General features: G+C 40.9%; 20 protein-coding genes and 1 pseudogene. 18 read left to right on the top strand and 3 right to left on the bottom strand.

The genetic code is table 11. The features are described 5' to 3' along the window. Window positions 1–551: 551 nt before the first annotated feature. The 12 genes and pseudogenes from ABZD21_RS13485 (at window position 552) to ABZD21_RS13540 (ending at window position 15145) form a co-directional block, all read left to right on the top strand. The gene (locus tag ABZD21_RS13485; RefSeq protein ID WP_372775557.1) at window positions 552–818 is read left to right on the top strand and encodes a winged helix-turn-helix transcriptional regulator; all 267 of its coding nucleotides are present in this window, start codon (window positions 552–554) and stop codon (window positions 816–818) included. 1042 nt (window positions 819–1860) lie between these two features. Then, complete coding sequence (locus tag ABZD21_RS13490; protein ID WP_372775558.1) at window positions 1861–2478, top strand: RNA polymerase sigma factor; 618 nt, start codon at window positions 1861–1863, stop codon at window positions 2476–2478. 778 nt (window positions 2479–3256) lie between these two features. After that, the gene (locus tag ABZD21_RS13495) at window positions 3257–6406 is read left to right on the top strand and encodes a DUF4450 domain-containing protein (protein ID WP_372775559.1); all 3150 of its coding nucleotides are present in this window, start codon (window positions 3257–3259) and stop codon (window positions 6404–6406) included. 5 nt (window positions 6407–6411) lie between these two features. After that, window positions 6412–8205 carry an alpha-L-fucosidase gene (locus ABZD21_RS13500; protein WP_372775560.1) on the top strand — a complete coding sequence of 598 codons (1794 nt, stop codon included), beginning with the start codon at window positions 6412–6414 and terminating at the stop codon, window positions 8203–8205. Then, a complete protein-coding gene (locus ABZD21_RS13505) occupies window positions 8198–9268 on the top strand; it encodes a glycoside hydrolase family 43 protein (protein WP_372775561.1) in 1071 nt (356 codons plus the stop codon). The genes ABZD21_RS13500 and ABZD21_RS13505 overlap by 8 nt, the downstream gene beginning before the upstream one ends. A 27-nt stretch (window positions 9269–9295) precedes the next feature. Then, window positions 9296–11236, top strand: a complete 1941-nt coding sequence (locus ABZD21_RS13510) for an alpha-L-arabinofuranosidase C-terminal domain-containing protein (protein WP_372775562.1) — start codon at window positions 9296–9298, stop codon at window positions 11234–11236. Between the two features lie 53 nt (window positions 11237–11289). Next, the gene (locus ABZD21_RS13515) at window positions 11290–12273 is read left to right on the top strand and encodes a glycoside hydrolase family 43 protein (protein ID WP_372775563.1); all 984 of its coding nucleotides are present in this window, start codon (window positions 11290–11292) and stop codon (window positions 12271–12273) included. Window positions 12274–12334: 61 nt separating this feature from the next. After that, on the top strand, window positions 12335–12619 hold the full coding sequence (locus ABZD21_RS13520; RefSeq protein WP_372775564.1) for a hypothetical protein: 285 nt from the start codon (window positions 12335–12337) through the stop codon (window positions 12617–12619). Between the two features lie 72 nt (window positions 12620–12691). After that, on the top strand, window positions 12692–13093 hold the full coding sequence (locus ABZD21_RS13525) for a family 43 glycosylhydrolase (RefSeq protein WP_372775565.1): 402 nt from the start codon (window positions 12692–12694) through the stop codon (window positions 13091–13093). 64 nt (window positions 13094–13157) lie between these two features. After that, complete coding sequence (locus ABZD21_RS13530) at window positions 13158–13466, top strand: family 43 glycosylhydrolase (protein WP_372775566.1); 309 nt, start codon at window positions 13158–13160, stop codon at window positions 13464–13466. A 248-nt stretch (window positions 13467–13714) separates the two neighbouring features. Beyond that, window positions 13715–14398 (top strand): NUDIX domain-containing protein, encoded by a 684-nt coding sequence (locus ABZD21_RS13535; protein WP_372775567.1) that lies wholly within the window; start codon window positions 13715–13717, stop codon window positions 14396–14398. A gap of 90 nt (window positions 14399–14488) precedes the next feature. Next, window positions 14489–15145, top strand: a pseudogene (locus tag ABZD21_RS13540) (hypothetical protein). Here the strand turns inward: ABZD21_RS13540 and ABZD21_RS13545 are convergent. Beyond that, on the bottom strand, window positions 15075–15485 hold the full coding sequence (locus ABZD21_RS13545) for a hypothetical protein (RefSeq protein ID WP_372775579.1): 411 nt from the start codon (window positions 15483–15485) through the stop codon (window positions 15075–15077). The pseudogene ABZD21_RS13540 and the gene ABZD21_RS13545 sit on opposite strands and share 71 nt — an antisense overlap. A 187-nt stretch (window positions 15486–15672) precedes the next feature. Beyond that, on the bottom strand, window positions 15673–16620 hold the full coding sequence (locus ABZD21_RS13550; RefSeq protein WP_372775569.1) for a LysR family transcriptional regulator: 948 nt from the start codon (window positions 16618–16620) through the stop codon (window positions 15673–15675). Window positions 16621–16727: 107 nt separating this feature from the next. On the opposite strand from ABZD21_RS13550, the gene ABZD21_RS13555 reads away from it, so the two are divergent. Continuing rightward, window positions 16728–17192, top strand: a complete 465-nt coding sequence (locus tag ABZD21_RS13555; protein WP_372775570.1) for a Dps family protein — start codon at window positions 16728–16730, stop codon at window positions 17190–17192. Between the two features lie 70 nt (window positions 17193–17262). On the opposite strand, the gene ABZD21_RS13560 is transcribed toward ABZD21_RS13555, so the two are convergent. After that, on the bottom strand, window positions 17263–19071 hold the full coding sequence (locus ABZD21_RS13560; protein ID WP_372775571.1) for a glycoside hydrolase family 15 protein: 1809 nt from the start codon (window positions 19069–19071) through the stop codon (window positions 17263–17265). Between the two features lie 298 nt (window positions 19072–19369). On the opposite strand from ABZD21_RS13560, the gene ABZD21_RS13565 reads away from it, so the two are divergent. The 5 genes from ABZD21_RS13565 to xseB all read left to right on the top strand — a co-directional run bounded on the left by ABZD21_RS13565 (window position 19370) and on the right by xseB (window position 25825). Beyond that, window positions 19370–21577 carry a bifunctional alpha,alpha-trehalose-phosphate synthase (UDP-forming)/trehalose-phosphatase gene (locus ABZD21_RS13565; RefSeq protein ID WP_372775572.1) on the top strand — a complete coding sequence of 736 codons (2208 nt, stop codon included), beginning with the start codon at window positions 19370–19372 and terminating at the stop codon, window positions 21575–21577. 110 nt (window positions 21578–21687) lie between these two features. After that, window positions 21688–22500, top strand: a complete 813-nt coding sequence (locus ABZD21_RS13570; protein WP_372775573.1) for a toxin-antitoxin system YwqK family antitoxin — start codon at window positions 21688–21690, stop codon at window positions 22498–22500. Further along, entirely contained in the window at window positions 22501–24144 is a 1644-nt protein-coding gene (locus ABZD21_RS13575; protein ID WP_372775574.1) for a S8 family serine peptidase, read from the top strand. Window positions 24145–24180: 36 nt separating this feature from the next. Continuing rightward, window positions 24181–25650: an exodeoxyribonuclease VII large subunit gene (gene xseA, locus ABZD21_RS13580; RefSeq protein ID WP_372775576.1), complete on the top strand. Its 1470-nt coding sequence runs from the start codon at window positions 24181–24183 to the stop codon at window positions 25648–25650. Beyond that, window positions 25625–25825: an exodeoxyribonuclease VII small subunit gene (gene xseB, locus ABZD21_RS13585; RefSeq protein ID WP_372775577.1), complete on the top strand. Its 201-nt coding sequence runs from the start codon at window positions 25625–25627 to the stop codon at window positions 25823–25825. The genes xseA and xseB overlap by 26 nt, the downstream gene beginning before the upstream one ends. The last annotated feature ends 223 nt before the right edge of the window (window positions 25826–26048 follow it).

Raw genomic sequence — 26048 nt, forward strand, 5'->3', positions numbered from 1 at the left:
TCAGATTAATTATCTATTGAAAATTAATATCTTAATCCCGAGCAAATGTATAAGATTGCCATGATTCTTTGCGATCCTGAATTAGCAAAGAGCTGTAGTGAATAAACGTAAATAGTATTTATTACCTTTATTGGCTTGTTCGCGTAAAATTACAAACTATTCTTCAATTATCCATTGTCCTAAAATGTTCTTTATAGTATAATCTGATGCTTTTTGTGGTGTAAGTTCGCAGGACCATTTAACACGTTTTTCAGTACTTGACCCAGTACCGGAGTTATTTTGAAAAAAACAAACTCATTGACCACCCTTCTCCGATTTGGTGTGAATATCACGAATTATCTGAATAATACGAAATGAGGTAGGTGTCGTAACATGCAGTTATGCAGTCGTCTGGATGGGTGTTGGAAGTCGTAGTGAGGTGATCTCTAAGAACCGTTATACATGGTCAATCGACTTTGTTATTGGGTGGTCTCACGCATCGTTTTTTCTAAGAGGAACTTTAAAGATTATTAATTCTTGTAAAAAAGCAGGTTTGCCTAAACCTGAAATAATTGAAACATGCCGTAGGCATACAGGTTACTTTGTTTAAGAATGCTGATGACGGTGATACAACCCAAGATATAGGTGGTCAAACAGGTGGTAAAGTTGTTAGTCTTACAGATAGACAAAAAGAAGTTTTTAAATATATTGTAGAAGAACCTACTATTTCCAGAAGCAAACTTGTCAAGAGAATGGGAATTAATCCATCAGCAGTACAAAAGCACATTGAAGCTCTTAAAAAGAAAGGATATATTATAAGAGAGATGGCGAAACAATAGGTTCTTGGAAAATTAGATTTCAGAAAAAAATAAAGACACCATGACACACTTGCGACTTCAATAAAAAGCAACAAAAAAGTGCTTATTTGTGCCATATATGTACGGAAAAATCATAAGGTGCTGTTAGTTAGCGCATATTAGTTTTGAAAAAGTCGAGTAAGGTATGATAAGTAACAACTATTGATAATTGGCAAGGCGCAGTAAATTCGAAATTTACTGCGCCTTTTGTTTGCGGTGACCGTTTGTGTCGGGGAAGTATAAGCTAATAGAAATCGTTGTTGTTGTTCTGATACGTTCGCCAACCATCCTGTTTTTGTCCCCAAAAGCTTAACTTATTTTAGGGTAAGTAAATTGTAGCGCCAGAATCATCGAAAAAGCAAGATACTTATATCTCAGCAGAACATTAGGATAATAAAAATATAGGAAGAGTAAGCGTAAAGTAAGTTTTCCTGCAATATCAAAGTCATGAGTAGTGAAAGTTTGGAGCACTGAGATCCCAAATGGAACCGATAAGTACAAATGTAAGGTCTGAACCTAACTGATTTAAATTTATACATATCAGTAATTAGCCCCATAAGCGGGGCGTTTACTGCATCTATTTATCTAACCAGTATGAATATAAGGGCGACATCTTTGGGTTTAATTCCAAATATATCGGTATAAAAATAAGTGAAGATTTGGAACATGTAGGAAGTTGCCACGTTCATGGTGGCGGCTCCCGACTCTTAACCAATTTTATCGAGTACGTTTAGTTTTTGTTTTTGTATTGATTCTTAAATTTTAGCAGCCGTTTCAATCGCAATTTTTAATGCTGTTTTGTGCTCTATGTTTTGAAGAGAAGTTTCATATTACGCAGAATACAAGGATTGATTAGAATACCATTGGTGAGGTGGGGTTTAGGATAAAACAAGTGGAGTATTTGGTGAAAATTAGTAAAAATCCGTACACATAAAAGTGATAGGTACTTTTAATATGCATATTATATTTATATTTGGATGTATAAAACTAATTGCACTATCTATTAAGTATTTAACAAAACAAGATGGAAGAGCTAAAACTTTGGTGTAAAATTAAAAGAGGAGATAATAAGGCTCTTCAAGAACTTCACAATAGGTATTTTCATGCAATGTGCTTGTTTGCTTCAAAATCTATAACTGACCACCAAAATGTTGAAAATCTGGTTTCCGATTGTTTTATAAAACTTTGGGAAAACCGAAGTAAAATTGAAATTAAAACTTCTGTTAAATCGTACTTGTACAGAATGTTGCGAAACGGCATAATTGATTTCTTCAGGAGAAAGGCAGAAATAGCAGAGTTTAGGGAAGAGTTGCCTGATCTAGCTATTGAAGAAGGTTTCGACGAGCAACAACATTATGTGAAAATTCATAGAGCAATTGCCAAATTACCGGCAAAAAAAAGAGAAGTTCTTGAATTGGCTGTTTTTAAATCGCTTACATATCAGGAAATTGCTGATGAATTGAACATCTCGAAAAACACCGTAAAAAATCAAATTTGTAGTGCCTATAAATTTTTAAAAGATTCTTTGCAACCCCACGATTCCTTTTTTTTAGTTTTCTCAAAAAAAATACAAAAAATCACTTTTTACTATAGTCCTACTTTAATTCTTTTTCGTCAGCTTAGTAAAAGGCTACTATTATAGTCTATTAGTATGGTTAGATTGGAGAGAACAGCCGCTATATGCAGCTGTTCTTTAGAGAAATTAAGAAATGGACGAGAACAGAAATAAAGAAAGATTTTGGGAGTTAGCAACTTTAAGAATACATAAAGAGGCTACAGAAGAAGAACTAGATGAATTGGAGTTATTTCTTCAAAATGAAATTTTCCAAAATCTTTATGCCGAGATTGAGCAATTGAATAGCGATGTGAAGAAAACGAAGCCTCTCTCTCATGTCTCTCAAATAAATTCGTGGAATCAAATTAGTAAAACCCGTAGGCAAAAAAACGGTAAAACTTCTATATGCGATTTCTCGTTACGCTGCTGTTTTTATGTTTGCTCTTGCTTTAGGTGGGCTTCTTTCTTTGTTTATTGAACCGCAAAATACATATGAAAGTTTCGCAGAGATAAATGTTCCCTTGGGACAAATGTCGGAAGTAATCCTGTACGATGGCACCAAAGTGTGGTTAAATTCGGGTACAACCTTGAAACCCAACTAACAGTGGTGCCGTAGTGCCAAAAGAAAGAAAAAAAGATGTAGTTATTCTGTAAAATAGATTTTGATTTTATGAAACGAGTATGTAAAATATTCACACCAAAGAGGATGATTAGCATAATGTGATTTACATGCTATGATGTTGGTAATAACCAATTTAAACAGGATGAAATATAAAATCAAAATAGTACCACTCCTCGCAGAAATGTACTAATATTAATAAAAGTAATTTGTACTTTTGCTTGAGCTGATTAAACAAAAACTAACATGAAAAACCGATACATCTTGCTAACATTCTTTTGTTTTGCGTTGTTTCTTTCCTGTACTCAGCAACAACAAGAAGAAAACACAACCACCTATCAAACCGATGGAGAAAATATTATTGGGAACAATATCAACCGTTACAACAACCGTCCGTTATATATAAATAATACCGATGGATTGATTTTAACCGGAGACAAACCGCTTATCCGATTTATTAAACACCGCGATTTATTTGGTAATCTGGTGCTTGTGGTAAAACGTAATGGAATAAGTTTGCAACTGGACGAGTTCGATCAAACCAACTCATTCTTCGCTCCGGCACAAATGAAGTGGAGGCTTCAAGATAGCCGTTTAAATGACCTTGAAATAAACTTAAATGTACTTCCTTCAGCAACAGGAATAGGAATGGCCGTTCAGCTTGAGACAAACAATCTTCAAAAAGGTGATTCAATTCTCTGGTATTTTGGCGGAGCGAAACATTATCCCGGAGAAAACCTCTTACGCAGTTTCGATATAATGGGGCATCCTGAATTAATGGAATGGAAAGATTGCGGGAATACCTTAGCTTCCCCCGTATTTTATGGAGAGTTTTTAAATTCAACCAATGTACACTCTCTCGCATTTAGCCTGAATGAAAAAGGAGAAATTAAATATTTTGAGGGAAATGAAGCCAGACAAGCGTTTCGTTTGGCACAAGAAAAAAAGGCGAATTTACTATCAAGAATGAAAATAAACACGCCTGATCCGTATTTGAATGTTATGGCAAAAACATCGTTGGTTGCTGTAGATGCAACCTGGTATCCACCGGTTTTTGTACATGCTTGTATGACCTGGAATGTGCCATTCCCCGGTTGGAGAACTATTTTTGGAGGCACCATGTACGGTTGGCACAACAGGGTGCGAGAGCAAGCTAACTACTACATTGCATCGCAGGTAAAAGAGTCAGATAAAAATGAAGCTAAGGCGGATCCTTATGCTTTACTTACCGAACAAAACAAAGATTCGAGGTTTTATGGTAAGGGACGTATCGTTCAAGACCAGAAATTCTACAACATGCAATCTCAGTTTTTCGACCAGTTGATTCAGGAGTACCGTTGGACAAATGACCCCGGATTAATTAAAGTTTTAAGAGGTGGTCTTGAATTACACCTTGAGTGGTTGCGCGATTGTTTTGACCCTGATGGCGATGGGACTTACGAAAGTTACCTGAACTCGTGGCCCAGCGACTCGCAATGGTACAATGGAGGAGGTTCTGCCGAAGAAACTGCTTATGCCTACCGCGGACATCAGGCGGCACGTGATATGGCTCGCAATGAAGGTGATAAAAAGGCAGAAGAATACCACACCAAAATGCTTGAAAAAATAAAGAAAGGGTTTTTCGATAAACTTTGGATAAAAGATAAAGGGCATTCAGGTGCTTACCGCGAACAAGGAGGGCGCGAACGCCTGCACGAAGACCCATGGATTTACAGCATATTTTTACCTGTTGATGCCGGCTTAACTTCTCCGCTTCAATCTATTGAGTCGGTTTATTATACTGAGTGGGCATTGCAAAACGATACTGTGCCTTATGGCGGTCGCCAGGTGTGGAGTTCGAACTGGGTTCCCGGTATTTGGTCGGTACGCGAAAAATGGCCAGGCGATAATTATGCCCTTGCTTTAAGTTATTATCAGGCAGGTTTGCCAAAAGATGCCTGGGATATTTTGCGGGGAACATATACCCATACGGCATTTAATCACCATGTGCCCGGCAACCTTGGCGGACATCAGGGAGGAACCGATTTTGGTGATTGTGTGCACCCTTTTAGCCGAACTCTTGTAGAAGGATTGTTCGGATTTCAACCAGATTATCCCAATGGAAGGGTGAAGATAAAACCACAATTTCCGGTTGACTGGGATTTTGCAACATTGGAATTACCCGATTTTTTAGTTGATTTTAAAAGAAATGCATCTGAAATAAACTACAATATTGAAATCAGCCGACCTGCAACGATGGGGCTTGAACTGCCTGTTTATGCTGGGAAAATCGAGAATGTGAGCATTAACGGAAAACAAGGCAAGTACAGTATCGAACCAGGAGTTGGTTGCTTTTTGCTTAAAGTTGAACTGGAGAATGCCACTAAAGCCAACATATTAATCGAAACAAAAGATACCAAACCTCTATTTGATCCGGTATTTATTGAAGGAAATGCTGATGACAAAATTGAACTGAATGTTAAGGACGCGATGATCGTCTCTTTTGAAGATCCACAGGGAGCAATTGCAGAGGCAAGCATCGAAGATGGAATACTACACGCAAGCCTTACCGATAAAAAAGGATACCACACCCTACTGACAAAAGTAAGGGTTGACGAAGCAACGCAGTACAGGGTATTTCGTTTAAAAATTAAAACACCTGAAGCCGATAAAAAGGAACTTGAGCGAAAGGTTAAAAAGGTACCTCAAGATGCAGAATGGGAATGTGTTAATTTAGCAGCTCAACACAATGCAGACATCACTACTATTTACAAACAGAACTATTTGTCGCCACGACCCAATACAGTTTCTGTTCGTTTGGGAACGGATGGCTATTCGCCCTGGACATTCTGGCATTGGAAAAGTACCCCTCCCGAAATAAAAACAGATAATGTAGCGAATATGCTGTCTGAAAAGAATCGCCTGCAAACGCCGCAGGGTGTACCTTTTGATTGGAGTGCCGGTGACCGAAATATTGCTTTTACATCAATGTGGGATAACTTCCCAACAAAGCTTAATTTTCCCGTAAACAAAACGGGTAAAGCGATTTATTTTTTGGTTTCAGGGTCAACCAATGTTATGAATTGTAACATCGCCAATGCAGTTATTTACCTAAATTATTCCGATGGACAGAGCGATTCACTTGAACTTGTTCCTCCCCATAATTACTGGAACCTAAGTCCAATTTCAGCTCGTGCAACTGCTCCGGGACAAGGAAGCAGAAACGATTATACTTCAGAGACAGATAAGTTTTGTATGCCGGAGGTATTTCCGGAAACCGTTCAACTGGGCGAAAACTGTAGGGCTATGTTGCTCAACCTTAAATTAAGAGAGGATGTGGAACTGGAAAGCGTTACCCTGGAAACGTTATCGCAAGAAGTTGTTGTGGGTTTAATTGGTTTAACAATAATGAAATAAAGACTATGAAACAACTACCATTAATCCTAATATGCATTATTTTAATGCTATCGTGTGAGCAAACAACGAAGGAGAAAAAGCTTGAAGAAGACCCCAAACGGGCATCATCGATAGATTACGAGCTTCCACCAATACCGGAAATACCCGAAAAACAACCGGAAAATTCGGTAACACAAGCTGATGCAAAATCATTCGAAGAAGTAAAACTCGACCTACCAGTTTCTGCGGGTCCTTACAAGCCAACCTGGGAATCGATTGAGGCCAATTATCCGGGAACACCCGATTGGCTGAGGGAGGCAAAGTTTGGCCTGTGGGTACATTTTGGCCCGCAATCGGCAGGGAGAAGTGGCGATTGGTATGCACGCCGGTTGTATATACCCGGCACCAGTGCCTATAAAAATCACCTCAACAAATATGGACATCCTTCTGAAATTGGTTACAAAGAAGTTTTGCGTGACTGGAATCCCGACAAACTCGACCCCGCCAAATTGGTTGAAATCTATCGTGATGCAGGAGTACGTTTTTTAATTATTCAAGGGGTACATCACGATCAGTTCGATATGTGGGACTCGAAGTATCAACCCTGGAATGTCACTAATCTTGGCCCTAAACGCGATTTAATGGGCGAATGGGAAAAGGCAGCCCGAAAAGCCGGTATTCGTTTTGGAATAGCATTTCATCACGAGTATTCGTGGTGGTGGTGGCAAACCGCTTTTCAAAGCGATACCGAAGGCGAAAAAGTTGGTGTTCCTTATGATGGCAATTTGACACTTGCCGATGGCAAAGGAAAGTGGTGGCAAGGTCTTGATCCGCGCTTCCTTTACGGAGTTAACCTAAGAGAATATAAAGGTATGGACAAAGCGGCAAACTCTGCTTGGAGTCCACCTCCTGCGGGCATTTTTCATAATCACCTCGAATTTGCCGAGTGGTATTCAAAGTGGTGGGCACTACGCATGATGGATGCAGTTGATAAATACCAGCCCGACTTTATTTATACCGATGGCACCGACCAGCAACCGTTTAGTGGCTTTGGAACAGGTACCGGTTATAAATGCGATGCCATGCAGCGTGTAATTGCCGACTTTTACAATAAAACCTTGGAACGTCGAGGCGAAGTTGATGTTTTCAGCATTGTTAAATTCCGTAAGAAAACCAATGGAACGGTAAATACACAGGAAGGACACATTCCGCACGATATAAAAACCGATCAGGACTGGATTGCAGAAACACCTGTTGGCGATTGGTTTTATGGCCCCGATTTCAATTACAGCCCCGATGCCGTAATCCGCTATCTACTGGAACAAGTTTCGCGCGATGGGAATGTGGGACTTTGTGTTTCGTTGCTTCCCGATGGTTCGATAGATGAAGGGAGCGCAAAAATGCTTAAAGAGGTTGGTGCGTGGATGAAAATTAACGGAGAAGGAATTTATGGAAGTCATTCGTGGAAGGTGCTGGGCGAAGGTGCTAAGGGTAAACTGAATGTTCTTCCCGGAGGTAAAATTGGAGACCACCAGGCCAATCATGAGTTCTCCACATCCGATTTCCGGTTTACTGTTGGCAAAGACGGCAACCTGTATGTGTGGTGTATGAACGTTCCCAGAGCCGGAGAAAAATTACAAATTGTTTCGCTTGGAAAAGATGCACAACTTTTGGGTAAAAAGATAGAAAAAGTAGAATTATTGGGCTACCCGGGAGAGATTAAGTGGAAGCAGGAAAATGCGGCCATGAGAATAGAATGCCCTTCGGAAATGGACTTTTCAACGGCTGTATGTTTTAAAATCATAGCTGAAAATGAATAAATCGAACAGCTTCATAGTGCTGATAGCTTTGTTGTTCACTGTAACATCCTGTTTGCAACCAACAAAAACCAAGGTTCCTTCGGAAGAAGAAATGAAGGCTTATCTGATGGTCTATTTTAAAGACAGCGACCACAGTCTTCACATGGCGCTAAGTGCCGATGGTTATTCTTTTACAGATATAAACAAAGGAAATCCGGTAATCTCTGGCGATACAATTGCCCGACAAAAAGGTATCCGCGATCCGCACATTATGCGAGGGCCCGATAATATGTTTTACCTGACCATGACCGATTTACATATTTACGCCAAACAAGCCGGTTTTCGGACAAGAGAATGGGAGCGGCCACGCGAAGAATACGGTTGGGGAAACAACACCGGTTTTGTGTTAATGAAATCAGTAGATTTGATTCATTGGTCACACACAACGGTTGCTATTGACAAAACTTTTCAAGGTTATGATAGTATTGGTTGCGCTTGGGCACCTCAAACAATTTGGGACGATGAAGCCGGCAAACCAATGATCTACTACTCCATGCGTTTTAAAGATGGTAAAACAAGGTTGTATTACACCTATACAAATACAGCGTTTACAGAACTTGAAACAGAACCGCAACTATTGTTTCAGTATCTGGTTGATAGCTCTTATATTGATGCTGATATTACAAAAATTGGAGATCAATTTCACATGTTTTATGTTGCTCACGATGAAACGCCGGGTATAAAACAAGCCGTTTCGAGACAAGTCAATACTGGATATGTATACGATCCAATGTGGTACGACTCTGAAGACGTAAAATGTGAAGCACCAAACGTTTGGAAAAGAATAGGTGAAGAAAAGTGGGTGTTAATGTATGATATCTATGGAATCCAACCACACAACTTTGGCTTCAGGGAAACAACCGATTTTAAGAGTTTTAATGATTTGGGCAGGTTTAATGAGGGAGTTATGAAAGCTACCAATTTTGAAATACCAAAACATGGTGCCGTAATACATTTAACCAAAGATGAAGCGGAGAAATTATGCGAACACTGGGGATTGGAAATGAGTTTTGATAAATTGTAAAATAATTTCAACTAAACGAATATAGAGATGAGAATCAAGATTTTTATACTAGTACTTTTGGCAACTGGCCATTTTACTTTCGCGCAAAAAGAATTTACTGTTGACGTAGAAAACATTGGTGCCGAAATACAGCCTGATATGTACGGTGTGTTTTTTGAAGATATTAACTTTGGTGCCGATGGTGGTTTGTATGCTGAGCTCATAAAAAACCGCTCCTTCGAATTTCATCAACCTTTTGTGGGGTGGACTCCATTTGGCGAGGTAAAAGTGATGAACGAATCTCCTTGTTTTGACAGAAATCCAAACTATGTACGGTTAAACGAGAACGGGTTGCGACGTGGAACTGGACTTGAAAATGTTGGTTTTACAGGCATTGGCTACAAGCAGAACAATAATTACAGATTTTCTTTTTACGCCCGTTCATTGGATGGTGGTGAAAAGAAATTCAGAATTGAATTGGTAAGTGAAGAGAACAATGCTATTGCTGATGCCGAGATTGTAATTAATGGAAAAAGCTGGAAAAAATATACAACGCTTATAGAAGCCCAAACAACATCGGCAAAAGGCAAATTGCGGTTAATTTTAAAGACAAAAGGTGAAGTTGACCTCGACCACATTTCTCTGTTTCCGGTTGAAACATGGAAAAACCGTGAGAATGGTTTGCGCAAAGATTTGGTAGAAGCACTTTATGAATTAAATCCCGGAGTGTTTCGTTTTCCTGGTGGCTGCATTATCGAAGGCAACACGCTTGACACTCGCTACCAATGGAAAAACAGCGTTGGCCAGGTTGAGAACAGACCCTTGAATGAAAACCGCTGGAATTATACTTTTAAACACCGTTTCTTTCCCGATTATTACCAAACGTATGGGTTGGGTTATTACGAGTTCTTTTTGCTAAGTGAAGACCTTGGAGCCGAACCGCTTCCGGTTATTAGTTGTGGTTTGGCCTGCCAGTACGAAAGTACCGAATGTGTACATGTTGATGATTTAGAAACCTATATTCAGGATGCTGTGGACTTGATTGAGTTTGCAAACGGTGATATTGATTCTAAATGGGGAAAAGTTCGTGCCGAAATGGGGCATCCCGAGTCATTTAATCTAAAATATCTGGCTATTGGTAACGAACAATGGGGCGAAGCTTATGTAGAGCGTTTAATTCCGTTCCTGGAAGTATTGCGCACAAAACACCCTGAAATTAAAATAATCGGAACTTCAGGGCCGGCACCCGATGGGGATAAGTTTGACTATTTGTGGCCCAAAATGAAGGAACTGGAAGTTGATTTGGTGGATGAACATTATTACCGCAGCCCCGAATGGTTTTTGGCAAATGCAGCGCGCTACGATAGTTACGACCGCACTGGGCCGAAAGTGTTTGCTGGAGAGTTTGCTTCGCATCATAAAAGTCGCGATAACAATTTACGTGCAGCCATTTCAGAAGCTGCCTTCATGACTGGTTTGGAACGTAACGCCGACATTGTTCACCTGGCAACTTATGCTCCTTTATTCGCACATTACGATGCCTGGCAATGGAAGCCAGATATGATTTGGTTCGATAACCTGCAGGTGGTTCGTACCCCAAATTATTACGTGCAACAAATGTATGCCCAAAATCCCGGAACTAATGTATTAACTCTTACTTCGGAAGGAGTAAATGTTACCGGACAAGACAGTTTGTATGCAAGTGCGGTTATTGATAGGATAAACTCGGAAGTTATTGTGAAGATTGCAAATGCTGGTGATGAAGTACAAGACATTAAAATAGACCTTAATGGTTTGAAGCAAACACTTAATGGAAAAAGGATTGAAATTACCTGTTTGCATACCAATCAGCCCGAAGCAGTAAATACACGCGAAGCGCCCAATACAATCATGCCTGCACATTCGTCGGTTTGGGCTGAAGAAAAAGGCTTCGAGCTAAAGGTTCAGGGAAATGCATTTTATGTGTGTAAAATAAGAATTCAAGATTAATAATGGAGACCTTCAAGGTTTCAAAAACCTTGAAGGTATAAATAAGTAATAGTATGAAACAAATTAAAAAACGATCAACACTCCCAATAGTTATCCTGGTTATTTTATTAGCCGGTTGCACCAAACAAGAAAAATACGAAGCTTACCTATTTTCCTATTTTATAGGAAACGATCCCGGAGAAGAATCCATTCGGTTTGCAGTTAGCGAAGACGGCTATAATTACCGTGCGCTAAATAATAATCAACCCATTCTCGACAATAAAGACATTTGTAAAACAGGTGGAGTTCGCGACCCGCATATTCTTCGTGGACCGGATGGTAATTTTTACATGGTGGTTACTGATTTATATACCACCGAAATGGGCTGGAAGAACTACGCCATGGTATTGTTAAAATCAAGCGACTTGGTGAACTGGGAATCGTCGGTAGTGAATATACCAGAGGCGTTTCCTGAAGAGTTTGGCAATGTTTGGCGCGTTTGGGCACCGCAAACTATTTACGACGATAAAGCCGGAAAATACATGGTTTATTTCTCGATGAAACAAAATAACGACCCCGATATTATTTATTACGCATACGCCAACAATGATTTTACAGCCTTGGAAGCAGCGCCAAAACAGTTGCTGTACAATCCTACAAATAATGCCTGTATCGATGGCGACATCATTAAAAAGGATGGTAAATTCTATATGTTTCATAAATCGGAAAGTGGAGCACCCGGAATTAAGCTGGCTATTTCTGATAAACTAACGGAAGGATACGAGTACCCGTATTTTCATAGGGTTGATAAAGAGACGGAACGTGTGGAAGGCTCGGGGGTTTTTAAACTAAATAATTCCGACGAATGGATTTTGATGTACGACGTTTATGGAGAAGGACGTTACCAATTTACGAAAAGTTCCGATCTCGAGAATTTTACGGTTATTGATGAAGCCGTTTCCATGAATTTTCATCCGCGGCATGGTACAGTAATTCCTATTACAAAAAGCGAATTAAAACGTGTAATTGAAACGTGGGGCACAGTTGAGAACCATTAATTGATGTCAATGCTGAAAGTGTTAGTAAACAAAATGTTTTAATTGATAGTGAAAAGGAATAATGCGTTTACCGGTTAAAGAAGGCGCCGATTTAGCAAATTTCGATCCTGAATTCACGTCTTTTTCAGGAACAAAAATTTCTCCTGAAGGTACACAGAATTTTTCAAATGGCCATGTTGATTACACCGTTAGTATTGAAGTTAAAGGGGTAGTGACCAATAGGGTAACCGAGGCAAAAGATAATAACAGGGTTTTGGATGGTTTTTATGCCGACCCGGATATTTTGTATTCCCAAAAAACAGGAAAATACTACATCGATCCATACAGCGACGGATTTTATAACTAGGGTGGCTACTTTTTTTAAACATTTTCTTCCGAAAATCTGGTTAATTGGGAGGATGAAGATGTAATTTTAAATTTGAGAGAAGATGTTTGCTGGGCAAATATTAATGCCTGGGCACCGTGTATTATCGAGAAAGAAATAAACGGTGCGTACAAATACTTCTTTTATTTCTGCGGAAGAAATAACGATACAAACAACCAAAATATTGGTGTCACGGTAGCCGATAATCCTGAGGGACCTTATGTAGATTCGGGTAAACCTTTAATTGATTGGAGAGTTGAGGAAATAAAAGGAGGTCAGGAAATTGATCCGGATGTATTTACCGACCCCAAAACCGGAAAAAGTTACCTTTATTGGGGAAATGGTTACATGGCCGGTGCCGAGTTGAACGACGATATGACTTCGCAAAAAATGGAAACTTCAACCATTATGACGCCCGACAAAACATATCGGGAAGGAGCTCATGTTCTTTTCTGAGATGGAACCTATTATTTTATGTGGTCGGAAGACGATACCCGCAGCCCGAATTACAAAGTAAGATATGGAACACGTAAAAGCCCTTTGGGACAAACTTACTATTCCTGAAAACAACATCGTAATTCAAAAAGATTCGAAGCAGGAAATACTGGGGACAGGGCATAATTCAACCATTCAGGTTCCAGGAAAAGATGAGTGGTATTTGGTTTACCACCGAATGACTTATCCGAAAGGAAAAGAAATGGGCCGTTTTTCCGGCTTCCATCGCGAGGTGTGTGTCAATAAAATGGAGTTTGATGCTTACGGAAATATTGTGGAGGTTAAGCATACTTTGGAGGGGTTTAATTTTAAAACCGCTCTGTCTAACTGTTAAACACATACTTGATCGAGCATATCAATAGCAGACTTGTGCAGTAAAGAGGAAGTTCATATATCACGTTATATTATAGTTTACAGATTTGTCCTCTTTATGTCTGTGGATGTTGACTTATTGAAAATGTATTACTAGTATTTCTGCGCTATTAGAAGGGTTTGGTGTCCTCTCTGTTGCGGTATAACAAAAAGTATAAAATAGAAATAAAAGTTTAATGTACTTGTATTAGATTTGTGACGAGATTTGACATGATGGAACTTTACAATAAACATCCGAAATATTTTGTAGCAGTCGACTGCGTAATTCTTGGGTATAACGAAGGGGAGTTATGCCTGCTATTGTACCCACGAGGTTTTGAACCTTCCAAAGGAGTTTGGTCTTTAATGGGAGGCTTTGTCCAGGATGAAGAATCGTCGGATGATGCGGCAAAACGTGTGTTGAAACAAACAACCGGATTGGAAGATATTTTTATGAAGCAGGTTTCTGCCTTTGCCGAGCCCAATCGCGATTCGGAAGCCCGTGTAATTAGCATTGCCTACTATGCATTGGTGCGCATGGATGAACACGATAGAGCATGTGTTCGTGAAAGCGGAGCGCATTGGTGGGCGCTGTCAGAACTTCCTGAAATGGTTTTTGACCATAACAAAATGGTAGATAAGGCCTTGGTGAAGTTGCAGCAAGAGGCCGGCTATCGTTTAATTGGAAGTGAGCTTTTGGCTGATAAATTTACATTGCTTCAGTTGCGTAGATTATACGAAGCCATTTTTCAGCGAGAATTCGACCCTGGTAATTTCCGCAAGAAAATTTTATCGCTAGAAGTTTTGGAGCGCCTAAATGAAAAAGATGCATCGGAATCGAAAAAAGGAGCATTTTATTATCGTTGCAAAAAAGAGGTACCCGTGAAAGGTTTAGACCGCATTGTAAAGGTCTAATTTTTTGCCAAATAATAAAAAGTATACAAAACTGCTCAGGTAATATGAATCAAGACAAACAGCACCTTAAGATCTAAGGAAGTGTAGTTTATAACGGGTAGTGAACACCTTTTTGGACCAAAAACGTTACAACAGGTTGATGAAGATTCAAGCAATATTGAAAAAGACTTCACTGCTACCGGCGAAATCCCAATAAACATTGTTTTTAAACCTTAGGTTAAAACACCCGATGAAATATTGGATATTTGTGCACAAGCCAGCGCGGATAAAAACTGTATAGGAATAATTACTTGGATGCATATTTTCTCTCCTGCCAAAATGTGGATTGCCGGTTTAAAAGCCTCAAATAAACCTTTTATGCAATTGCATCCGCACTAAAACCAGAATTTGCCAAGGGGTGAAATTGACATGGATTACATGAGCCTTCTCCAGAGTGCACATGGCGGTCGTGAGTATGGCTTTATTAATGCCCGCATGCGCAAGAATCGTAAAGTCGTTGTTGGTTATTGGCAGAACGAACAGGTGCAAACCGATGTCGCTAACTGGTGTTGTGCTAGAATTGGCTGGTCTGAATTTCAGGGTCTAAAAGTTGCCTGATTCGTTGATGATATGCACGAAATTGCGTTAACTGAAGGTGAGAATGTTTAAGCTCAAATAAAATTTGGATGGCAAATTGCTACCTATGGAGTTTGTGATTTAGTAACCTATGTTGAAAAGGTAAGCGAAGAAGAAGTCGATGCATCATAATAAGAATACGAAGAATTGTACGAAGTTGCTGACAGTTGTAACTCAGGTGTCGAATTTCATGAAAATGTTCGCGTACAGGCAAGGTTTGATATCTTGGTGTAATTGTGCCACTTGTTTCGGTGGTGCTGTGCCACACAAAAAAAGAATGAGTTCGTGGCCAAAAAAAATACTTTATTTGAGTTTTCTTCATTTTGTTTTTCCGCAATGATTCACCGGTTAATTCAATGCGATGCGAAGCATAGAAGATCCAGTCTAAAATGGCATTTTTACTCACCGGATCATGAGCCATGTGTTCAAAACCAGCATTAAGCAGCACAAAGTAGTTTGGTTGCTCTGTCATGTTTTTTGGCGGAACTCACGACGATGGAATGACTGCCAGTAATGGTAATGAAAGCCAGTTTATTGCCAAGTCGATCCGTGATACCTGAAAGAAATAAACGTGAATCACGAGTTGACACACATCTCTATCTCATGGGAGCAGGTCATCCGACAAGAACTCGTAGGCAAGAGCTCATGGGGGATTTTATTCAGGATCGAATGTTGGTTGCCAGTGGTGGCTGAGATGGCTTTTGTTTCATCCGGGCAGGAATGTTTTGGAGCAGAACCTCAACAAAAACCTGCGCCATTTTCTTGTAGCCCGTGGTTTTCAGGTAGCAGGCGCTTATTTCGCGCATTGGTGTTGGCGATTCAATTTCTTTGATCATGGTCTCATATTCAGCCGGGATATTGCTGGTTGCTAACTCCGGAATAAAGGTTAATCCGCCCTGGTTTTCCACAATTCGTTTTAGCGATTCAATGGAGTTGGATAGGTAGCGAAAAGGAGCATCCGACTCGCTGTAATCCGGAATCCGACAAACGGAGTTGACCTGATTCTGAAAGCAATTTCCTTCGTGCAAGTAGTGTAATTCTGTTTCATTAATTCCGTCAAGTATTACCGAGTCTTTCTCAAATAGCAAATGGTCTTTCGATACATATAAATAAAATTGCTCGTAGAAAAGTGGCACAAAACCGATATTGGTTGTTTTCACCGGAGTTGAGATGATGCCCAGATCCAATTCGTTATATTTTAAACGAGACAGAATATCTTCGGTTTTTAATTCCAGAATGTCAACTTTTATGGAGGGGTATGTTCGTGTCAGTTCATTCATAAATAAAGGCACCAGATAGGGCGAGAGTGTTGGGATAATTCCTACGCGTAACTTTCCTTCCAGTTGACCTTCGAAATTGAGGCCAAGCTGCTCCAGATCCTCAGCTAATTGCACAATTTCCAATGCTTTTTCATAGAATAGTTCTCCTTCGGTTGTTAGTGCCAAAGGGTGTTTGGTCCGATCAATGAGGGTAAACTCATATTCCTCCTCCAGTTTCTGAATTTGAATGCTTAAGGCTGGTTGGCTAATGTTGACAGCAGCGGCCGCTGCCGAAAAACTTTTATGCCTCCTTAGTTCAATGAGGTATTTTAGTTGGTTGAAATTCATAGGATATAAATAAAAGTAATAGCAGCATAAAAATAATAAATATAGCTTATAGTATCTTTGAATTATCAAATAAAAATCAACGTATATAAATTATAAAAATTGAAATCATGAAAACAGAAGTAAAAATTAATCCGGCAAACGAAGTTGTTGTAAACGAGTTAAATCAATTTGTTTCGAACCTTCAGGTTCACTATCAGAACCTGAGAGCTTTCCATTGGAATGTGAAAGGAAGTTTATTTTTTGTGTTGCACGCAAAATTTGAGGAGTATTACACCGAAATGGCAGAAGTTATTGACGAAGTAGCCGAGCGAATTTTGATGGTCGGCGGGGAACCACTCCATTCGTTTTCTGACTACCTGGCAAATGCAAGTTTAGACGAAATTACCCATGTGAGTGATGGCATTGAAGCGGTGAATTATACGGTTGCTCAAACAGAGGTTTTACTGGAACAAATGAATCAAATTCAAGCCAATGCAGCTGATCGGGGAGACGAGGCAACCAATGCTCTATTCAGCGAATTAATTAGCAATACCGAGAAGAAGTTATGGATGCTGCGTGCATTTCGTTCATAGACTTAACGTTTATATGGCAAAAAAAAAGGATCCGATCGGATCCTTTTTTTTTTACGATATAATGTTCAAATTAATGAATGAATTCCTTTATTTCTTCGTCGTCGGTCAGCTCACTGTCCGAAATGGTCATGGCAGTTTCAATCAGTGCCAAATGCGAGTAGGCTTGCGGGAAATTACCGAGCATCCGTTTGGTTTCGAAATCAAGATCTTCGCTAAATAGACCTAGATGATTTGAGTAGCTCAATAGGATTTTGTATTTCTTCAATGCTTCCTTCTTTCGACCTATTTTGTACAAACTGTTGATAAGCCAGAATGAGCATATTGTGAACGCTGATTTCGGCGTTCCGAAGTCATCCTTGTTACGGTATCTAAACATCAAGCCATTGTGTTCCAGTTCCTTTTGGATGGCAAGAACTGTATTGACATAACGAGGGTCTGAGGCCTCAATGAATCCGTACGATTCCATTAAAAGCACCGAAGCATCCAGATCATTCGACCCGTATGCCTGGGTGAACGAATTTTTGCTTTCCGACCACGCGTTTTTATGAATGTCCTGACTAATCTTATCGCGCAACTTCTCCCATTTATGAATATTGTTCTCTTGCTTGAGTAATCCGGCGATTTTTACAGCACGGTCAACAGCGGTCCAACACAACACTTTACTGAATGTGAAATGCTTGTTTTCACTGCGGATTTCCCAAATTCCACGGTCGGGTTTTTGCCAGTTGGCTTCCACTACCTTTAAAATATTCCGTACAATCGTCCAAAGCTCTTCGCTGTGGTCCAGACTGATTGAGTATAATTCAAAATGTTGGTAGATCACATCTAGTAAGATGCCGTAAATATCATTTTGTTTTTGTTTGTAGGCAGCGTTTCCGATACGAACCGGGAACGAATCTTCGTAGCCTCCTAAGTGATCCAGGGTTTTTTCAGTCAGCTTTTTTTCACCTTTGATGCCATACATGATCTGCATTTTCTCATCTTTATCGGGCAGAATATCGATAATGAAATCCAGATAATGGCGCGCCATTCGGAAATGGCCCAGCGAGGTCATAATTTTTACGACCATCGAAGCGTCGCGAATCCAGCAAAACCGATAATCCCAGTTTCGTTCTTCGCCGATAGATTCGGGTAGCGATGTGGTTAGTGCTGCAAGTATAGCCCCACTTTTGTCGAAGCTCAACATCTTTAACGTGAGCGCACTCCTGATAATCTGCTCTTCGAAATATTTAAAGGAAGTGGTTCGCTCCGACCAATTCAGCCAGTACACCTTAGTTCGTTCCAGTTTTAATCGCGAACGGCGAACATCCTGATGAAGCAATTTCTGATTGTAGCTAATCAGGCAAAATTCATCTTTAATCAGTTTTGCCGTTTTCGATCCGTCAAAAATCGAAAGGTCGAAACTTGAATACATATAGAGCGAATCGTAAGGTCCGCTGGTTGTTGTCGATTTGATGTAGTCGGCTTTGACAACATTTTTAGTCCCGGGCACCCCGTATTCCAGCATTGGCTGATATTTTAGTGTGATTTCCGGATCACCGACGATGTGTTTGAAATAACGAACAATATCCGGCGGAGTGTAATACGACGCGTTAACGTCGATTCGATAGCGAGGCATGAAATCGTGAATCTCGAATACTCCGTCAAGGCAGTGAAACCGTGTAACCAGAATGTTTGTTCTCGCGACATAATGTTGCTCCGTTCTTTCCAGATATTTGGGTACAACGGTGAAAAATCCTCCTTTTTTCTCATCCAAAATTGAGGCAAACACTGACGACGAATCGAACTGAGGTAAGCAGAGCCACTCAATCGCTCCCTGTTCTGAAATTAACGCGGCACTTCTGCAATTACCAACCACTCCGTAATTTAAATTCTTCATAGGCAAAATGTATCGTTGAGTCATAAAACGTTCAGTCTGATATTCTGTTAACTAATTTGTTTTTTTAACTATATTTGTAAGTCTCAGACAAAATTATCGTTTTACGGGAAAAGCAGATTTTTGATCGCTTTTCGTATTCAAAATGTCAAAATTAAGTATTATACTTCAGAACACATGATCGTAAGTGCGTGTTCCGAATGGATAATAACATTTCCAACATTTAACTAGCAGATATGTTGACACGTACGACGATGGTTTCACAAGTAAATAATTTAAGAATAAACTAAAGCATAACCTTATGAATAAGATTCATATCGTATCAAACCGATTACCTTTAAGTATTAACCGAGAGGATGACGATTTTACATTTACCCCAAGCGTAGGCGGATTAGCTACCGGAATGCGGTCGATTTACAAGGATTTTGGTGGAAAATGGATCGGATGGTCCGGGATTCCGTCCGATGATTTGACAACCAGTGAGTTGAAGACAATTGACGCAAGACTGGTAAACGAAAATTGCAAGGCAGTACACCTGGATAGTGAGGAAATTAACTTGTACTACGAAGGATTTAGTAACAATGTTATTTGGCCACTATTCCACTATTTTGCGCAGTATATTGAGTACAATGTCGATTATTGGGAAGCCTATAAGAAAGTCAATCAGCGCTTTGCTGATGCTGTTTTGGAAGTAGCTAATGAAGGCGATACCATTTGGGTCCACGACTATCAGTTGTTGTTAGTGCCGCAAATGATTCGGGAAAAGAACCCGGATGTGACTATCGGGTTTTTCCTTCATATCCCGTTTCCTTCGTTCGAAGTGTTCCGAATCCTGCCTTGGCGTAAGGAGCTGATACAAGGGCTGCTTGGTGCCGATTTGCTTGGATTTCATACCTATGATTATGAACGGCATTTTCTGAGTTCTGTGCGTCGGCTATTGGGATATGAGGTTACTTTCAATGAAATTCATATGGAAGACCGAATTATTCTTTGTGATGCATTTCCGATGGGAATCGACTATGCGAAGTTTAAGGATAAAGCGAATGAGCTTTTCCGAAAATCATTGCCGGAGAAATCGGAATTGCACCGCGAACTGGAAAAGTATTTTTTAATGGGATCGGATCGTAAACTAATTCTTTCCATCGACCGATTGGATTATACAAAAGGAATTCCGAGCCGCATTCGCGCTTTTGAACATTTTCTGGAGCATTATCCCGAGTTCCGAAACCGGGTAACACTAATAATGCTGGTTGTTCCATCGCGTGCCGAAGTTGAACAATACAAATTGCTGAAAAGCGAAATCGATGAGTTGGTTGGACGAATTAACGGTCGGTTTGGTGGTGTGAATTATACCCCTATTTGGTACTTCTATCGTTCGCTTCCGTTCGACAGCCTCATCGAACTCTATAGTTTGTCGGATGTGGCTTTGGTTACTCCGGTTCGGGACGGAATGAATTTGGTTGCCAAAGAATATATTGCCTCGCGGATTAATCAAACCGGAGTCATGGTGCTTAGCGAGATGGCTGGAGTTTCCAAGGAAATGGGTGAAGCGATCATGATTAATCCGAATAATGAACCGGAAATTGCCGACGCTATTTATCAGGCATTAACGATGCCTTTGGAGGAGCAAAAGGACCGAATGACAGTACTTCAGCAGCGTATTGGCCGGTACGATGTATTCAAATGGGCATCGGAATTTGTCAAGTCATTGCAGAAAGTGCAAAGTATTCAGCAGAACTTCTTGGCTAAGAAAATCACTCCTTCCGTTCGGAAAGACATTGTCGATCGGGTGCTTTCCGCAAAGAAGCGGGCCATATTTCTCGATTACGACGGAACGTTGGTTGGATTTAAAAACGACCCGCAAGCTGCCAGCCCGGATGAAGAATTGCATAAATTGCTGACTGCTCTGGAGAGTGACCCGAAAAATATGGTTACTGTAATTAGTGGCCGCGACCGGGAAACACTCGAACGTTGGCTGGGAAATCACAAAGTGAATCTGATTACCGAACACGGAGTGTGGTTACGCCGTTTAGGGGAAGATTGGCAAATGATCGACAACCTGAATAGTAACTGGAAACCGTCCATTCGGCCGCTGCTTGAATCCTATGTCGACCGGACACCTGGAACTTTCATCGAAGAAAAAAACTATTCGCTTGTTTGGCATTACCGCAAAGCTGAACCTGAACAAGGCGAACAACGTGCAAACGAACTGAAGGATGAGTTGCACGATATGATTTCGAACTATAATCTGGAGATTATGGAGGGCAATAAAGTAATTGAAGTGAAAGCCGGTGGAATTAATAAGGGAATCGCTGCCATGCGTTTCCTGAATAATCATCAGGTTGATTGTATCTTAGCTATAGGAGACGACTGGACCGATGAATACATGTTCCGTGAGCTACCGGAAACAGCAATTACGGTGAAAGTAGGCTTGAAAAATACAGCTGCAACATACAAGGTTGAGTCGGTTAATTCGGTGCGTTTGTTGTTGAAATCATTAACTGAATAAATCAAAAAATTGATTGTTGAATGCAAAGCGGGGTTCTTTCAGGCTCCGCTTTTTTCATTAGTTTTGATCGATGAACATGATTTGATCTGTCTACTTAAAACTATAATTTGATGTTGAAGCGAATTACACTCTTGTCCGTTTTTCTGATGTGTTTGATTGGTCAATCTGCGAAAGCACAGGAGGTGATGAACCAGGTCGATGCAGCCGGGAATAAACAAGGACTTTGGGAGAAGAAACAGCCGAACGGAAAGCTTTTGTATCGGGGATATTTCGAGAAGAACAAACCGGTTGGCGAATGGAAACGATACCATTCCAATGGCGTAGTGAAAGCACAAATTAACTATCGCGCTGATTCAGATACTGCTGTGGCTATTCTTTTCGATGAGACAGGCGTGAAGGTGGCCGAAGGTTTTTATTTGGGGCAGGAAAAGGCAGGGCGTTGGATTTATTACAAAAAACGTCAGAAATCAGCGGAGGAAACCTGGGCGAACGGATTAAAAAACGGAATCGCAAAAACCTATTATCCGACCGGAGAACTGTTTGTTGAAAGCAACTATGTGAATGGCAAATTGGAGGGTGTTTATAAAACGTTCCTTACAAATGGAAAGGTGTATTTTGAATGTCAAATGAAGGACGATAAGCGGGATGGATTTTGTCAGATTTTTTACCCCAATGGTGAAATGGAAACCGAAGCATTTTACGAAAATGGCATTCGACACAATGAATGGAAATACTACGATGAAAGTGGAAATTACAGCTATTCTCTAATTTATGATCGCGGGTTGGTGCTCAATCAGTCTGTGTTGGATAGTTTGGAACAAATCAGGTACAAACAACTGGATGATAATCGCAATAAAGTGATTGATCCGGAAACTTTTATGAGTGATCCCGTAGAATACATGATTCAGAAAGGAATTCACTAGATGAACATTAGGCTCTTACCGAAAATATTGCTTTTGGTGGCCACCCTTCTTTGGGCCGAAAAAGGTCAGTCGCAAAGTACACAAAACTACTATTGGGTTGCTTTCGACGGCAAGTCGGCGTCAACGTTTTCTGTCGGACAGCCCGAAGCTTTTCTATCTCAACGGGCAATCGACAGGCGGGTAAGGCAGGGAATCGCCATCGATGAGCGGGATTTGCCTGTGCCGGCGGTGTATGTCGATAGCTTAAAGTCACTTGGCGCATTGGTTGTTCATCAGTCTAAATGGTTGAATGGTGCGACGATTCAAGCCGACCAGGAGTTGGCGGCTTCAATTTCGGAGCTTGAATTCGTATCGTTGGTTGAACTTACAAAGCCCGGAATGAGCTTAAAGTCAACCCGGCAAAAATGGGCCGATGAGCAAGTGACTGAACAAATTGATACCGCTCGGTACGGTTCGTCTGTTTACCAGGTTGGGCAATTAAACGGGCAGTATCTTCATAATCAAAACATCAAGGGAGAAGGAATGCAGATTGCCGTGCTCGATGCCGGTTTTTACAAGGTGAATGAATACAGCGCATTTACCGGTTTGTTTGCTGGCGGAAGGCTGTTGGGAGAGCGCGATTTTGTTTCGCCCGGAAATGATGTGTACCAGGAGCATTCGCATGGACTCAGTGTTTTATCAACAATGGCGGCTAACTTGCCGGGAACGCTAATCGGAACTGCTCCTGAGGCGTCGTATTATTTATTTCGAACAGAAGATGCTTCGACGGAATACTTAATTGAAGAAGATAACTGGGTTGCTGCAGCCGAATACGCTGATTCACTAGGGGTTGATTTGATTAATTCGTCTTTGGGCTATTACGAGTTTGATAATTCGTCGATGAATCATTCCTATTCCGATATGGATGGCGCAACAACCAGAATAAGTCGGGCGGCCGATATTGCCGTTCAAAAAGGGATGTTGGTTTTTACCAGCGCCGGAAATGAAGCCAATGATTCGTGGCGGTACCTGATCGCTCCTTCCGATGGAGAGTTTGTTATTGGTGTAGGAGCCGTTAACAGTAAGGGAGTTTGGGCGCCCTTCAGTTCATTGGGGCCCTCGGCTGATGGTCGGGTGAAACCAAATGTTGTCGCGATGGGGTGGGGTACAAGTCTGATTCGCTCCGACGGCTCAGCGGGTGTTTCAAACGGAACATCATTTTCGTCGCCGGTTTTGGCCGGACTAGCGGCCTGTTTGTGGCAAGCCAATCCCAATGCAACTGCTCTTCAGATCAAAAAAGCTATCGAGCAAAGTGCAAGTCAGTATGCAGCCCCTGATTCCCTTTTAGGATATGGGATTCCTGATTTTGAGCGCGCCGATTGGTATCTCAAGAGCCTTTTTGTTGATTCCGACGCCGAATGGACAGCCTACCCAAATCCTTTTCAATCGAAAATTTATCTGAGCAAGTTGAGCGATTTTCAATCTGAATTACTTGAAGTTACAGTTGTAAACATCGCAGGAATGGTTGTTTCGAAAGAAAATATCACCGCGGCCAACCCGCTAGTGCTAACGAATTTGGCTACCTTACCGCGTGGTTTGTATTTGCTTCACCTTCGTTGTGGAAGTGAACAGGCAACGGTAAAGGTGGTAAAGTCGGATCGGTAGAAAATTCATCGCTGTTGTTGGACTAAGAAATTCGTTATGAGTAATAATCAACTCTCCTTATTGGAATTGAACCAGTTAATTAAAGATACGCTGGACGATGCTTTTGCCAATTTAGTTTGGGTTAAAGCTGAAATTAGTGAGATGACCGTTAATCGGAACGGCCATTGTTATCTGGAGTTGGTTGATGTTGACCCTCAGAGTAAGGAGGTGTTGGCGCGTACCCGGGCAACTGTTTGGTCGTACAGCTTTCGCATGTTGAAGCCTTATTTTGAAACCATCACCGGGCAGTCATTTACACAGGGGATTAAGATTCTGGTCAGTGCCAAAGTCGAATTTCATCCGGTCTATGGGATGAGCCTCAATATTCGCGATATTGATCCGACTTACACCATGGGGGATATGGCCCGGAAACGCCGCGAAATTATTCTTCAGTTGCAGAACGATGGTGTGTTCGATATGAACCGGGAGTTGGATTTACCGATGGCTGCACAGCGAATTGCCATTGTTTCGTCGCCAACAGCTGCCGGTCTGCAAGATTTTATCGACCAGCTCAATCATAATCCCAGACAAATTCGGTTTTATACCAAGCTTTTCCCAGCCGTAATGCAAGGGGCCGAAACAGCCAGTTCGGTCATTCAGGCACTGGAGCAAATCTATCAGTACGAAGATTTTTTCGATTTGGTGGTTATTATTCGGGGCGGTGGTGCTCAGCTCGATCTGGCTAGTTTCGATCATTACGAATTGGCTTATCATGTGGCTCAGTTTCCAATCCCGGTCGTTACAGGTATTGGTCACGAGAAGGACGAAACGGTCGTTGATCTGGTTGCCCATACGAAAATGAAAACACCTACCGCAGTGGCTGAGTTTTTAATTAACGGAGCCGAGAATTTCGAACTTCTGCTCAACGACCTTGAAAGTCGGTTTGTTGATTTGGTACAAGAAAGGCTAGCTGAAGAAAAAAACTTTCTGGAACAAGCAGTACAGCAATTAAAACATGGGGTTCGGGAGTTGGTTACCGAAGAGAAGCATCGTTTTAAAATCAATAGCCTTCAATTAAAAAATAGTGTTCCACGATTCTTGAAGCAACGAAAAGATCAGTTTCGGAATTATTCGCAACAACTCATCGTGGAAGGGCGAAATCTGGTGCAGGATCAACAACATGGGCTGAAGCAAAAAACAAGCCTGTTGAATATTTGGGCACAACGACTTCTGCGTGCCGATCGAACCAAAATGGAAGAACGAACGCATGTGCTGAAAATTAGGATGGCAGACGAGTTTAGGTTGCAGCAAAACAAGCTCCAGTCATTGGAGGTAAAGCAACGGTTGGTTGACCCGGTTCGTATTTTGCAGCGAGGCTACAGTTTGTCGTATAAAAATGGAAAAATTATTAAGTCGGTGGCCGATTTGAATGAAGGAGATGAACTGCAAACTCAATTGTCCGATGGAACAGTAAAAAGTAAAATTATAAAAACAGAGAAGCATGGCAGCAAAAAAAATGAGTTATAAAGAGGCCGTCGAGGAAATCGACGAAATTCTTGAAAAAATAGAGAACGAGGAGCTCGATGTCGATGAGCTTTCGGAAAAAGTAAAACGAGTGTCTGTGCTCATTAAGTTTTGTAAAGAGAAGTTGCACACCACTCAAACTGAAGTCGAGAATATCTTAAAAGAAATGGAAGAGTAATTTATGGCAGCAAATGCCTTAAATTTTAATCGTTTAAGGCAATGAAATGGACTTATTGTGTTTTGTAAGAAAATAAGACTACCTTTGCGGCTCAATTTTTTGCATCGGTGGCAAGGGGATATATTGCAAAGTTAGTTTTTTGTCATCAGTGCTATTTGGACCGGAAGGGCGGTTAGCTCTTCAACTTAAAAATACGATGATGACATTTGAACAAACGGGTCTA

The organism is Mangrovibacterium sp. (assembly GCF_041596335.1).
GTDB lineage: Bacteria > Bacteroidota > Bacteroidia > Bacteroidales > Prolixibacteraceae > Mangrovibacterium.

Coding starts and splice junctions, on each gene's coding strand:
- ABZD21_RS13490 (WP_372775558.1), top strand. CDS start 1,861: ATGGAAGAGCTAAAACTTTGGTGTAAAATTAAAAGAGGAGATAATAAG.
- ABZD21_RS13495 (WP_372775559.1), top strand. CDS start 3,257: ATGAAAAACCGATACATCTTGCTAACATTCTTTTGTTTTGCGTTGTTT.
- ABZD21_RS13500 (WP_372775560.1), top strand. CDS start 6,412: ATGAAACAACTACCATTAATCCTAATATGCATTATTTTAATGCTATCG.
- ABZD21_RS13505 (WP_372775561.1), top strand. CDS start 8,198: ATGAATAAATCGAACAGCTTCATAGTGCTGATAGCTTTGTTGTTCACT.
- ABZD21_RS13510 (WP_372775562.1), top strand. CDS start 9,296: ATGAGAATCAAGATTTTTATACTAGTACTTTTGGCAACTGGCCATTTT.
- ABZD21_RS13515 (WP_372775563.1), top strand. CDS start 11,290: ATGAAACAAATTAAAAAACGATCAACACTCCCAATAGTTATCCTGGTT.
- ABZD21_RS13520 (WP_372775564.1), top strand. CDS start 12,335: ATGCGTTTACCGGTTAAAGAAGGCGCCGATTTAGCAAATTTCGATCCT.
- ABZD21_RS13530 (WP_372775566.1), top strand. CDS start 13,158: ATGGAACACGTAAAAGCCCTTTGGGACAAACTTACTATTCCTGAAAAC.
- ABZD21_RS13535 (WP_372775567.1), top strand. CDS start 13,715: ATGATGGAACTTTACAATAAACATCCGAAATATTTTGTAGCAGTCGAC.
- ABZD21_RS13545 (WP_372775579.1), bottom strand. CDS start 15,485: ATGACAGAGCAACCAAACTACTTTGTGCTGCTTAATGCTGGTTTTGAA.
- ABZD21_RS13550 (WP_372775569.1), bottom strand. CDS start 16,620: ATGAATTTCAACCAACTAAAATACCTCATTGAACTAAGGAGGCATAAA.
- ABZD21_RS13555 (WP_372775570.1), top strand. CDS start 16,728: ATGAAAACAGAAGTAAAAATTAATCCGGCAAACGAAGTTGTTGTAAAC.
- ABZD21_RS13560 (WP_372775571.1), bottom strand. CDS start 19,071: ATGAAGAATTTAAATTACGGAGTGGTTGGTAATTGCAGAAGTGCCGCG.
- ABZD21_RS13565 (WP_372775572.1), top strand. CDS start 19,370: ATGAATAAGATTCATATCGTATCAAACCGATTACCTTTAAGTATTAAC.
- ABZD21_RS13570 (WP_372775573.1), top strand. CDS start 21,688: ATGTTGAAGCGAATTACACTCTTGTCCGTTTTTCTGATGTGTTTGATT.
- ABZD21_RS13575 (WP_372775574.1), top strand. CDS start 22,501: ATGAACATTAGGCTCTTACCGAAAATATTGCTTTTGGTGGCCACCCTT.
- xseA (WP_372775576.1), top strand. CDS start 24,181: ATGAGTAATAATCAACTCTCCTTATTGGAATTGAACCAGTTAATTAAA.
- xseB (WP_372775577.1), top strand. CDS start 25,625: ATGGCAGCAAAAAAAATGAGTTATAAAGAGGCCGTCGAGGAAATCGAC.